The sequence below is a fragment of the Williamsia sp. Y853 genome (assembly GCF_056786495.1).
Map to the genome: position 1 here is coordinate 843342 of NZ_JBXCJC010000004.1, position 12324 is coordinate 855665.

The following is a 12324-nucleotide window of genomic DNA, read 5'->3' on the forward strand; positions in this document are numbered from 1 at the left end:
AGCGACCACAGCGGAGTCAGTACCGTCGAACCGACTGCGATGTCCACCATGAAAGACTTTCGCCGCGTTGCAGACGAGGTCCGGAACTGGGGCCGGTGGGGCAGCGCTGATGAACTCGGCACCCTCAACTTCATCACGGCCGACAAGGTGGCCGAAGCGGCGTCCCTGGTCAAGCAGGGCAAGGTGTTTCCGCTCGGGGTCGACTTCGGATCGTCCGGTCCCCAGGGTGCCTTCAAATTTCGGCAAAATCCCGTCCACGTGATGACGGTGGACGGCGGCGACGCCGAAACCTTGCTCAAGCACTGCGCGGATTGGGATATCAACTCGGTGGGCCAGGAACTGAGCGGCTTCTTTGCAGGCGAGGACAATCCGTTCCGGTTCAACGACGACATGATCATCATGCCGCTGCAGGCCGCGACACAGTGGGACGCTCTGTCCCACGTGTACTACGAAGACAAGCTGTACAACAACTTTCCGGCCGATTCGGTGACGAGCATGGGTGCCAAGCACTGTGGGATCGACAAGGTCGACGGCAAAGGGATCACGTCCCGCGGGGTGCTGCTCGACGTCGTCCGCCATCGCGGGGCCGACTTGTATCTCGAACACGGACAGACGATCACCCCTGCCGAACTCGACGACGTCGCTCGGGCTCAGGGGGTCACCATCCGACGCGGTGACGTTGTCCTGGTCCGAACAGGTTGGTGGGCACGATTCCTCACCACCGGTGCCGGATCCGAACCCGGAGCCGGACTCGACTGGACCTGCGCATCGTGGTTGCACGATCACGAAGTGGCCGCGGTCGCAGCTGACAACCTGATGGTCGAGGATCCGGTCTCGGCAGTCGAGGGGACGTTCCTTCCGATGCACATGCTCTGTCTGCGCGACATGGGGTTGATGCTCGGCGAATACTGGGATCTGAATGCGTTGGCCGCCGATTGCGCGGCCGACGGTATCTACGAGTTCCAGTTGATCGCGCCACCTTTGCGCGTCACCGGGGCCGTGGGGTCGCCGGTCAATCCGATAGCGATCAAGTAGCCCACGATGACACACAGTACGACGGCGACAAACAGGGCGACGGCGCCGAACGTGGCAACGTCCGGTTCGGCAGTGCGGTCCGAAGCCAGACCCCTGGTGGTCGGACTCGGCGGCACACTGCGCACCAATTCGTCCACCGAGCGGGTGCTGCGGTTCTGCCTCGAATCGATCGAGCGGCAAGGTGGACGTACCGAGATCTACAGCGGCGCCGACCTCGACATGCCGATGTACTCGCCGCACGAACTGGAACGGACGCCGCAGGCGCGCAAACTGGTTGATTCCCTGCGCAGTGCCGACGCGGTGATCGTGTCGTCCCCTGGTTACCACGGTGGCGTCTCGGGGCTGATCAAGAATGCGATCGACTACATCGAGGACCTGCGCGACGAACCGCGGGCATACCTGGACAACACGCCGTGGGGTTGCATCTCTTGCGCCTACGGCTGGCAGGCGGCCGTGGGCACGCTGGGGCAACTCCGGTCGATTGGGCACGCGTTGCGGGCCTGGCCGACACCTTTGGGCGTTGCGATCAACTCCGCTGACCAGATCTGGGATGAATCAGGCGAATTGACGGACGAGGCGGTCCGCGGGCAGTTGGACATGCTGGCCGGGCAGGTGCTGACCTTCGCGAGCGCGGGTGGGCGGCGGTCATGACGGTCTCGGCCGGCCGGTGCTCGACCGACCATATTTCACGCCGACATGTGGTGGTTGACGGGCATTTGACCAGCTACCTCGAAGGCGGCTCGGGTGCGACCGTGGTGCTCTTGCACGGTGGAGAGTTCGGTGCCAGTGCAGAGTTGGGCTTCGAGCGCATTTTCGATCCTCTCGCCGAGCGGTTTCATGTTCTCGCACCCGATATGCTGGGCTTCGGCGAATCGGCGAAGGTGGTCGACTTCAATGACGGCCGCGGACTGCGAATACGGCACATCGCAGCCTGGTGTCGGGTGCTGGGTGTGGACTCGGCCCACTTCGTCGGAAACTCGATGGGGGCGGTCATGCTGTTGGCCGACCTCACGTCAGACCGTCCGCTGCTACCGGTCCGGAGCCTGGTGGCCATGTGCGGCGGTGGAGAAATCCAGCAGGGCCAACACATGCACGCGCTGTACGACTACGACGCCACCATGCCGGCGATGCGCCAGATTGTGGAAGCACTGTTCCACGACGCGAGATACGCGGCGGATGACGACTATGTACGTCGGCGCCACGAGTCCGCCACAGCGCCGGGAGCATGGGAAGCGGTGGCGGCAGCCAGATTCCGGCGGCCGGGACTGGCGACGACACCTCCGGTGACGACTGGTCGGCCCCATGAGCGGATCGAGGTGCCCGCACTGGTCGTCGAGGGTGAGTGCGACAAACTCCTGCCGCCAGGTTGGGCAAAAGAACTGGCCGACCAGGTGCGGGCGGGCTCCGCGGCGGTGATCCCACAGGCCGGTCATTGCCCACAGATAGAACAGCCGGCCGCGGTGAGCCGACTTCTCATCGAATTCTTCGAGAACCAGTGCGCGAGTGCGCGCACGACCGAACAACGGAAGTGATGGCGATGGGCGAACTGTCAGGCAAGGTCGCAGTGGTGACGGGCGGGGCCGCGGGGATCGGCGCCGCGACGGTCGAGAGGTTCCTTGCCGAAGGGGCCCGCGTGGTGATCGCGGACACCGACCGGGTCGGTGGCGAATCCCTCGCCGCCGCGTATGGGCCCGAAGCGCTATTCCAAACGACAGATGTCTCCGACCCGTTGCAGGTCGAACAGCTCGTCTCGGTCGCGGTGGATACGTTTGGCGCACTGGACATCATGGTCAACAACGCTGGAGTCCCCGGGGTCATGCACAAGAACTTCCTGCAGGATGACCTGGCCGACTTTCATCATGTGATGGGGGTCAACCTCCTCGGGGTGATGCTCGGTACCCGAAACGCAGCCCGCTACATGGCAACTGCCAACGGCGGCTCGATCATCAACGTGTCGTCGGTGGGCGGCGTGCTGGCAGGCGGCGGTGTGATGACCTATCGGGCGTCCAAAGCCGCCGCCATCCACTTCACGAAATCGGCGGCCATCGAACTGGCCGAGTACGACATTCGCGTCAATTGCATTGCACCGGGCAACATTCCCACCTCATTGCTCGCCACGTCCGCGGCAAAGATGCCGCCGGAGGCGGGGGAGCGGTTCACCAGGGGCGTGCGCGAGGCCATGAAGGCCGACCGGCCACTCAAGCGGGACGGCGAGCCCGGGGACGTGGCAGAAGTTGCCCTGTACTTCGGTGGTGATCGTTCCTCTTACGTGACGGGAACGGTCCTACCGGTCGACGGTGGCACGGTCGCCGGTAAACCGTTGAAGAAGCGGAACTTCTCGGACAAGTCGTCTGCCGCTGCCCACAGCAACGGAGAAAGAAGGCCCGTATGAAAGTGACGGTCGAACAATCCAAGTGCATTGCTGCCGGACAGTGCGTCTTCGAGGCGGCAGATGTTTTCGATCAACGTGATGACGACGGGATCGTCGAGTTGCTCGACGATCATCCACCCGTCGAACTGCATGGTCACGTCAGAGAAGCAGCGGCGGTATGTCCCGCAATGGCCATCCACGTGGAGGAATGAGCGCATCCGTAGCGCCCGCGTACCGCCCTCGATCTTCCGATAACCCCCCAAAGGAGTGACCATGTCTGACTCGCTGCCCAGCACCACAATCGAAGGAACCGGGGACGTTCCGGACTACCCGATGGAGCGGTCGGCGCAGTGTCCGTTCGCACCTCCGCCGCAGGTGCGGGCACTCACGGACACCGAACCGTTGAGCCGCGTCCGGATCTGGGACGGCAGCACTCCATGGCTGGTCACGGGCTACCCCGAGCTGAAGGCTCTGATGGGTGATCCGCGGGTCAGCGTCGACGACAGGCGCCCGGGCTTCCCACACTGGAATGAGGGCATGCTGTCGACGGTTGATCTGCGTCCGCGGTCGGTCTTCACCTCCGATGGTGAGGAGCACACCAAGTTCCGTCGAATGTTGACCCGTCCCTTCACCTTCAAGCGCGTCGACGCGATGCGTCCGGCCATCCAGCGGATCACCGATGAGCACATCGACGCGATCCTGGCCGGCCCGCAACCCGCCGACCTGGTCGAGGAGCTCGCGCTGCCGGTGCCGTCCCTGGTGATCACCGAAATGCTGGGCGTGCCCTACGAGGATCACGAGTTCTTCCAGGCGCACGCGACCACGGGGGTGAGCCGGTTTGCCTCGGCCGAGCAGGCGGCAGAGGGTCGGACCGGGTTGGCCAGGTACCTGATCAAGCTGGTCAAGAAGAAAATGGACGAACCGGCCGAGGACATCGTGACCGAACTGGCCGAGCGGGTTCGCGCCGAAGAAATCACCATGCGGGAGGCCGCGCAGCTCGGCACCGGACTGCTGATCGCCGGCCATGAGACCAGTGCCAACATGATTTCGCTCGGCACGCTGGCGCTGCTGCAGAACCCGGAACAATTTGCGCTGCTGCGTGACTCCGATGACCCGAAGGTGCTGGCCAACGCTGTTGAAGAACTGATGCGCTATCTGAGCATCATTCAGAACGGGCAACGGCGAGTTGCGGTGGAGGACATCGAGATCGGCGGCAAGACGATCAAGGCGGGGGAGGGCATCATCATCGACCTGGCCCCGGCCAACTGGGATGCCAGGGAGTTTCCCGAGCCCGACAAGCTGGATATTCTCCGTCCCGCCCGCCAGCAGGTGGGCTTCGGCTTCGGTGTTCACCAGTGCGTAGGTCAGCAGCTCGCGCGGGTGGAGTTGCAGATCGTCTTCCAGACCCTGCTTCGGCGGATCCCGAACCTGAAGTTGGCAATTCCGTTCGAAGAGGTCGAGTTCAAGCACGACCGCCTGGCCTTCGGTGTCTATCAGCTGCCGGTCACCTGGTAGCGCCCGAACCCACCCCACCCCACCCCGCAAACGCTCCATCTGTACGAGGACGCTCCACAAATTTGTGGAGCGTCCTCGTACAGATGGAGCGTCTGCGCTGGGGAACTATCGATCGGGTGAGGTGCCGATGATGCCGTCGGTCTGCAACGCGGCGATTTCGTCATCGGTGAGTCCGAGCTCGGACAAGATCTGCTGGTTGTGTTCACCGAGGAGTGGTGCCGGCGTCTGATGGAAGTGGTCGATGCTGTCGGTGAACCGGATCGGTATGGTGCTGTGGGCCGCGGGGCCGTTGACCGGATGATCCACCTGCTCGAAGAACCCTCGGAACGCAAGCTGCGGAATTTCGATTGTCCGGTGCGGCTGCATGACTTTCGCCGCGGGTACCCCGGCCTCGCAGAGTAGTTCGACGGCGCCCTCGCTGCTCATCATCAGGAAGAAGGCGGCGAGTTCGGCGTCGATGAGGTCGTGATGGCGGCGACGACCGGCGGCGTCGTCGAACCGGGGGTCCGTCACCCACTCGGGTCCGCCGAGCGCTTTTTGCATTGCGGTCCACTGAGTGTCGGTGGCCACCGCCACCGCGATCCAGCAGTCATTTCGCCCGAACTCATCGACGTCGGCGGTCAGGTAGAGGTTTTGCGGCGCGGCCACGGGTCCTCGATTTCCATCCCGCTGCAGGATGTTCCCGTATGCCGAGTACTCGGTGACCTGCTCGGCGGCGATGGCCAGCGCCGCGTCGACCATCGCGACCTCGACCTGCACACCTTCTCCCGTGCGCTCGCGGTGCTCCAAGGCCAATAACAGTGCGCCCAGCGCATGGATTCCGGCATTCGGATCACCCAGAGAATACGGCTCGAGTGGATTGGCATCGGGATAGCCTGTCAGCCAAGTCAATCCGGACGCATCCTCGATGACGTACGCAAATGCCGGGTTCTCCCGCCAGGGCCCGTCGAGACCGAAGCCCGGCATCCGCACCATGATTGCGTCGCGGCGCAGGGCGTGGACTCCGGCGAAGTCCAGACCGATCTGATCGAGTACTCGCGGCGTGTAATTCTCGACGATGATGTCGGACGTCGCCACGAGTTCTCGGAGCAGTTGCTGCCCACGGTCGGTCTGGAAGTCAATGGTCAGGCTCTTCTTGTTGGTGTTCAGGCCAGAGAAGATGGGCGATCTTTCCCACCACTGGTCTTCGGTGACGGGAACACCCGCGATGAGCCGGGTTCCGTCGGGCCGTCGGGTCGACTCCAGGTGGATCACCTCGGCGCCGAGCATCGCGAGAAAATGCGTGCAGGACGGGCCGGCCCAGTATGCGGTCATGTCCAGAACCCGCAGCCCGGCAAAAGGAAGTTGCTTCTGGGCCTGGGGATTCGTGGGTTTTGCGCGCCGGCGCAGTGGCTCGGCACGGTGGTACTCGGTGTGCTCGCCGAGGTGAGGTGCCGGCTCCGGTGGACGAAGCTGCGCCGGCTGCATCCGGAAAGGCGAAGTGGGCTGGTCGAATCCGTCCCGCGGGTTCGTGGTGAAACTCTGACGCTCTCGGAAATGGTCCTGCGCAGTCGCATTCCCACCATCGACGACCGGGGCATTGGGAATGCGCAGCGCACTGGCGAAGTCGCGGATGCCATCGACATCCTGCTCGGACAGCCAGGCGTAGATGTCCGGCGCGTGCTGCTGAGCCCGGTCGGTGAGTGTGAGTGTCGATTCCTCATCAATCCACTCCGGATGCCCGACCATGACCGCGAGGTCGAACCACTGCTGCATGGTGCCGCAGCCGAGCGCCACCAGCCCGTCGGCCGCGGTGGCCACACCGGGAACGCTGGTGGCGCGCTTGGTTCGGAACGGTCGCTGTAGAACATCGAAGAAGCTGACGGAATAGTAGGTGAGACAGAGGATCTCGGTCTCCAGCATCGAGACGTCGACCAAGTCGCCGATACCGCTGTCGGTGGTGCCGATTCTCGATGCGAGTGTCCCCACACTCGCGTAAGCGCCGGTGAGCCATTCACCCACCTGGCCACCGACGTGGACGGGCGCCCGGTCCGGTGATCCTCGACCGAGCCCGACGATGCCACCCGAGGCGGCCTGCAAGGTGAACTCGGTGGCCGGCCGATCGCTCCACGGTCCCGCCAAGCCGAATGGCGTGATCGCGGTGACGGTCAAGTGCGGATACCTGCGATGGATCTCTTCGGCGGTCAACAATGGCTGCTCGGTGATGCGCGAGTCACGCGACCACACAACCGCATCGGCCCCGGTCAGCAGCTTTTCCAGGAGTTCGAGATCGTCGGGGTTGTCGGGGTCGACCGCGACGCTGTCCTTGGAGCAGGCCAGGTGACTGAACAGGGCGCCATCGGAGTCCGGCGCGATCCGCGCGCCCGAGGCGGACCACCTGCGCAACGGATCACCCTGGGGTGGTTCGACTTTGATGACCTCGGCACCGCCGTCGGCCAGAAGCTTGGTGCAGTACGCCCCGGCGATACCCACCGACAGATCCACAACCACGTATCCGTCGAGCGGGTATCCGCGACCGGCAGTAGGCATCAGGACTATTTCTTCTTCTTGCGACCGGACTTGCTCAACCTGAACTCCGGCGGGTACTGGTCGTCGGTGCCTTTCACGGTGTTGTTGAGGCCGCGGCCGAACGTGTCCTCGTCCTCGAGCATCACCTCGTCGCCGTCGGCCGCGATGTTGCTGCCCATCGACTCGAAGAACGCCGACATGAGACTGCCCATGTACTCGCCCTGTTGCTGTTTCATGATTTCGAAGAACGTCTTCTGCATGAAGACGGTGTCGGTCGGACGTGTGCGCGCACAGGAGGTCGCGTACTTGTCGACCTCCGCCTCCAGGTCCGCGCGGGGCACCACACTGTTGATGAATCCGCAGGCGTCCATCTCGGCGGCGGTGAAGGCCCGTCCGGTGAACACCATCTCCTGAAACTTGCGCAGCCCCATGGCCTGTGCCCAGGTCCACATCCGGGGACCCCATCCGTGATAGCGGAACGACGGGTGCCCGAACAAGGTGTCGTCAGCCGAGATCAGCAGGTCGGCGTCCGCGGCCTGATAGAAATGCCAGCCGTAGCAATAGCCCTTGGTCTCCACGATGCTGATCTTCTTGAACTCCTGCAGGCTGCGACATCCGGCCTGCGGATTGGCATACCACTGACTGACCGACGCACCGAACCGAAACGATCCCCGCGGCGGCGCCGTGACGTCGTCTTCGTCGAGTTTGAACTCGCGGAGCCGGGCCTGCGGAGAGTCCGCATTCTGGTTCGCCATGAACTCGGGAAGATCTGCGCCCGAGCCGAAGTCGTCACCCACACCGCGGACCACCAGCACCTTGACGTCGTCATCGATGCTGCATCGGTGGATCAGGTCGCCGTAGCGCAGACGGGCCGCTGCGGTCGGTGCGTTGAGCTGGTCGGGACGGTTGAACGTGATCGTTGCGATCTTGGTCTTTCGGTCCTTCTCGAAGAGGATGATCTCCTCGGGCTTGGGAAGTGAATCCGTCATGCTGTGCTGACTCCCTCTGTATTCGCCTTCACTGGGGGTTATCCGGTCCACCAGGGAGCTGTGGTGAGAACCTCGGGCCCGTGGTCGGTGATCAGGACGGCATCGCGACCGAAGATTGCTCCGAGGCCCAGCGTCCAGACGTAGCTCGTGACAGCCAAGACCATGCCCGGCTCGAGTGTCTCGGAGGCGTTGGTCTCCGGTAGGTGCGGCGAGACGACGGGTGGGTCGAAGCCCAGGCCCAATCCATGTGCAACCGGAGTCGGGGGCAATGGCTCACCGGCCGCCTCGTACGCCGAGAGGAGGGCGCCGGCCGGTGCGCCGGCCTGACAGGCGCCAAAGAGGCGGTCTCGCAGGGTTTCCGAGCGGTGATACATGGACCGGATGTCGGCGGTGAACTCACCCACCGGCCACGTTCGACCGACCTCGCCGGTGTATCCCCTGTCGAGGACTCCCGCCGCAAAGGCGACGAGATCACCGGAGCGAACCGCACTGGTTCCGTTGGCGCGCCGCCCATGGCGTTCTTTGGATGTCACCCAGGCCCCGTCCTGCGTGGCCGGGGTGCTGACACCGCCTGCGGCCATCGCCTCCAGGAGGACACCCGTCAGTCGCTGTTCGCTGATCCCGGGTCGGAGTTCGGACACCGACGCGGCCAAGCCCACTTCGGCGACCTGGAGTGCTTCACGGATGGACGCGATCTCGTCATCGGTCTTGATCCGGCGTGCGGTCCGTAGGGCCATCTCCGCGTCCACCAACTCGGCATTGGGGAATGCGTGGGGTAGCAGTTCGGCGAAACCGGGCGAGAGAGCGTCGATTCCGACTCGGCGGGCCGTCGCAGCGCCGTTGATCTCCTTGAGTACCGCGATGATGTTCATCGGGTTCCATGCGATGCCGTACAGGTGATCGTGGGGGATGTCGTCCGGGATGCCCTCGTCCCAGGTGCTGAGTAGGTGGATCTCACCGGTCTCCCGGGACAGGACGCAGTTCGGTGCGAATGGTCGTGTGCCTGCCACCCACAGTTGCGTTGCGCCGGTGACGTAGCGGACGTTGGCCTGTCGACCCAAGACGAGTATGTCGAGGTCGTGGGCTTGCATCTGGGCCAGTGCGCGTTCTCGCCGTCCGGTGCGAAGAGCGCGATCATCGGCCAGGATCTCAGTCGCCATAAGGCGTGTACGGGTAGTCGGTGAGCGGCGCGAAGCCCTCTTCGGTGATGACCACGATCTCCTCACTGCGGTAGCCGCCGGTGCCGTCTTCCCAGACCACCGGCTCCAGTACCAGCACCATCCCGGGTTGCAGGATGAAGTTCTTGTCGTAGGTGGGACCCAGATCGGTTCCGATCATGGGCATTTCGGCCGCTGAGGTACCGATGCCGTGTCCGAGGTAGAAGTGCGGGAGCCAGGGCTTGGTCCCGCCATTCACTTCGATGGCAGCGGTGGCGAGATCCTCGAGCGTGACACCGGGTCTCAGGGTCTCGAACACCGCGGTGATCAGGTCCCTCCAACGCCGGAACTGTGCCTGCTGACGTGCTGACGGGTCCTGCCCGACGATCCAGGTGCGACCGAAGTCGGAGCAGTAGCCCGAGTAGGTGATGCTGACATCGACCCAGAGGACGTCGCCGGCAACGAGTTCCCGTTCGGTGGTCAGCAGTGGCAGCGCCAGATCGCCGTGGGTGGTCCAGACACCGGTGTCCTTGCTCGATGGCATCACCTGCCAGATGGCGTCGAGCATGTTGGCCGTTGCCCCCCGCTCGAATGCCCGCCGGACAAAGCCGGCGGACAGGTCGATCTGCCGCATCCCCGGAGCCAGGGCCGCCTGGACCTCGACCATCGCTTCTTCTGTTATACGACAGGCATTTCGGATGCAGGACAGCTCATCTGGGGTCTTGATGAGTTTGGCGGCGCCGATGATCACTGCGGCGTCGCGCGGCGGCCCCGACGGGAACAGGCGCTTGGTTGCCCGCAGCATCGCCCCGGTGCTCTCGTCGACGGCGTAGACGGCTTCTGCCGGCACCAGGTCGGCCAGTGCCCGGGCAAAGGTCTCGACGCCCTCATCGAACTCCAGATAGACCGGCGGCAGCACATGATCGTCGGGCAAGACCGAATCTTCCGGCGCACCATCGCGTATCGGCAGGAAAAGGTAGGGCCATTCGTCGTCGGGCAGGATGACCGCCACCGGTCGCTCGACGTGTGACAAACCGGCATCACCCAGCGGCCAGCTCACGCCGGTGGCGTAGGCGACAGCGTTGTTGCCGAGGAGGATCAACGCACCGATGTCGTGCTCGACCATCTCCGCGCGGATCCGGGCACCGACCTCGCGTCGCATCCGGGCGAGGTCGGGTTTGTCGGGGACACGCAAAATGGTCTTGTTGCTGGTCAAGACAGATGAGGTCAAGAGGTTGGGTCGCTTTCTTGCGGCAGGCCCAGGAACTTCGAGACGTTCGTGCTGACGGCCTTGACCGCGTCCTCGGGGCCGAGTGCCTCGACCACCGCGGCGATCGACTTCTCTGAGTAGCCGAAGCTGCTCTCGTTGTGTGGGTAATCGGATGACCACATGACGTGATCGATCCCGATCTGGTCGATCAGCGCCAAACCCAGCGGGTCGACGATGAACGACGCGCTCATGTGGTTGTCCCAATAGTGCCGAACATCATGTTCGACAGGACGATTCAACATGTGACGGAACGATGCAAGCATGTGTTCTGCATCCTGGATGGCCGACGGGACCCAGTTGATGCCGCCTTCGAACCAGCCGATCTTGAGGCCCGGATGGCGATCGATGATGCCGCTGAAAATGTACTTGGCAAACATCTCGCGGAACGGGGCGACGTTGTGCATCATGCCGACAGCAACACTGTTGACCTCGCATGGGCTCGACAGCGGCGCCTCACCGATGTGGTGGGCCAGCGGAACGCCGGACTCCTCGATGACATCCCACACCGGGATCATCGACGTGCTGCCGTAATCGATGGGTGTGCCCTCCAGGTCCTTACCTGCCGAGAGAGGCATCAGGAAAGTCTTGAGGCCCAACGACTTCAGCTCGTCAAGGGTGCGACGAGTGCCTGCGGCATCCCACCAGTTGATCAGTCCGACTCCGAAGAACCGTCCGCCCGATCGCTCCTGGAGGTCGGCGATGTACTCGTTGTAGATCCGGAACGCGCGTTCGCGGATGTCGCGGTCCGGGTAGTACAGCAGTGCCAGAAGCGCGTTGGGGAAAGCGAGTTCCTTGGAGACGCCGTCCGCCGCCAGCTCGTCCAACCTCGCCTCGAGGTTTGCGCTGCCGGATCCGACGAGGGGGTCGTACTGCATCAGGACGTGGCTGAAGTCTCCGGGAAGAAACGATTTTCCCTTGCGTCCCAGCTGAAAAGCCCCCTCCTCGTACCACACTCGCGGAGCCTTCTCCTGAAGTTCGGCGGGGAATTGTTCGAAGAAGATGTCGTCGGCGAGTGAGATGTGATTGTCCGCCGAGAAGACCTGGGTTCCGGTGGGGAGTCCGAGGTCGCCGACGGCGTGGCCGCGACGATCCTTCGGAGGAGCCAATCCTTCCGGCGGATACAACGATGCGCTGGTGGTATGAAGCGACATTACTTCTCCATTTGTTCGACTGGTCGGCTGAGTTCACGTGACGCCGATGAAGACGCCGGATACGCCCAAGCTCGCTCTGGCGCGCGGGCGGGGAAGTGGACAACCTCGTGATCGACTCCAGGTGCGTGACGATTCCATCGCCGGCTGTTGCGACGGAATTCGAAACGGTCCGCACCGAGCAAGGAGCACACGGGCAACAAAAGAAGTTGATTTCCGTACTTCGGGCTCATGGAAAACAATAATCCCCTGTAGCGAAAGTCACGTTATCACGCACTTCAGGTGTTAGCCAGAGCGTATTTCCCGCCCATGTGAAGGGTGCTCCGGCCGG

General features: G+C 63.6%; 11 protein-coding genes. 6 read left to right on the plus strand and 5 right to left on the minus strand.

Annotation, left to right across the window (positions count from 1 at the left end; genetic code table 11):
- Positions 1–39: 39 nt before the first annotated feature.
- From AC1TPF_RS24445 to AC1TPF_RS24470, 6 genes are all read left to right on the plus strand, one after another.
- Entirely contained in the window at positions 40–1035 is a 996-nt protein-coding gene (locus AC1TPF_RS24445; protein ID WP_482141387.1) for a cyclase family protein, read from the plus strand.
- 6 nt (positions 1036–1041) lie between these two features.
- The gene (locus AC1TPF_RS24450; protein WP_482140012.1) at positions 1042–1686 is read left to right on the plus strand and encodes an NADPH-dependent FMN reductase; all 645 of its coding nucleotides are present in this window, start codon (positions 1042–1044) and stop codon (positions 1684–1686) included.
- The gene (locus AC1TPF_RS24455; RefSeq protein ID WP_482140010.1) at positions 1683–2567 is read left to right on the plus strand and encodes an alpha/beta fold hydrolase; all 885 of its coding nucleotides are present in this window, start codon (positions 1683–1685) and stop codon (positions 2565–2567) included. The genes AC1TPF_RS24450 and AC1TPF_RS24455 overlap by 4 nt, the downstream gene beginning before the upstream one ends.
- On the plus strand, positions 2567–3427 hold the full coding sequence (locus AC1TPF_RS24460) for an SDR family NAD(P)-dependent oxidoreductase (protein ID WP_482145530.1): 861 nt from the start codon (positions 2567–2569) through the stop codon (positions 3425–3427). Before AC1TPF_RS24455 ends, AC1TPF_RS24460 begins: the two co-directional genes overlap by 1 nt.
- Complete coding sequence (locus AC1TPF_RS24465) at positions 3424–3618, plus strand: ferredoxin (RefSeq protein WP_482145531.1); 195 nt, start codon at positions 3424–3426, stop codon at positions 3616–3618. The genes AC1TPF_RS24460 and AC1TPF_RS24465 overlap by 4 nt, the downstream gene beginning before the upstream one ends.
- A 61-nt stretch (positions 3619–3679) precedes the next feature.
- Positions 3680–4921 carry a cytochrome P450 gene (locus tag AC1TPF_RS24470; RefSeq protein ID WP_482140004.1) on the plus strand — a complete coding sequence of 414 codons (1242 nt, stop codon included), beginning with the start codon at positions 3680–3682 and terminating at the stop codon, positions 4919–4921.
- A gap of 105 nt (positions 4922–5026) precedes the next feature.
- Here the strand turns inward: AC1TPF_RS24470 and AC1TPF_RS24475 are convergent, their stop codons facing one another.
- From AC1TPF_RS24475 to AC1TPF_RS24495, 5 genes are all read right to left on the minus strand, one after another.
- The gene (locus AC1TPF_RS24475) at positions 5027–7450 is read right to left on the minus strand and encodes a CaiB/BaiF CoA-transferase family protein (RefSeq protein WP_482145532.1); all 2424 of its coding nucleotides are present in this window, start codon (positions 7448–7450) and stop codon (positions 5027–5029) included.
- A 5-nt stretch (positions 7451–7455) separates the two neighbouring features.
- Positions 7456–8418, minus strand: coding sequence for an enoyl-CoA hydratase/isomerase family protein (locus tag AC1TPF_RS24480; RefSeq protein WP_482140000.1), 963 nt, complete (start codon positions 8416–8418; stop codon positions 7456–7458).
- Between the two features lie 38 nt (positions 8419–8456).
- The gene (locus AC1TPF_RS24485; protein WP_482145533.1) at positions 8457–9578 is read right to left on the minus strand and encodes a M24 family metallopeptidase; all 1122 of its coding nucleotides are present in this window, start codon (positions 9576–9578) and stop codon (positions 8457–8459) included.
- Positions 9568–10737, minus strand: coding sequence for a M24 family metallopeptidase (locus AC1TPF_RS24490; RefSeq protein WP_482145576.1), 1170 nt, complete (start codon positions 10735–10737; stop codon positions 9568–9570). Before AC1TPF_RS24490 ends, AC1TPF_RS24485 begins: the two co-directional genes overlap by 11 nt.
- A 65-nt stretch (positions 10738–10802) precedes the next feature.
- On the minus strand, positions 10803–11996 hold the full coding sequence (locus AC1TPF_RS24495) for an amidohydrolase family protein (RefSeq protein ID WP_482145534.1): 1194 nt from the start codon (positions 11994–11996) through the stop codon (positions 10803–10805).
- Positions 11997–12324: the final 328 nt, after the last annotated feature.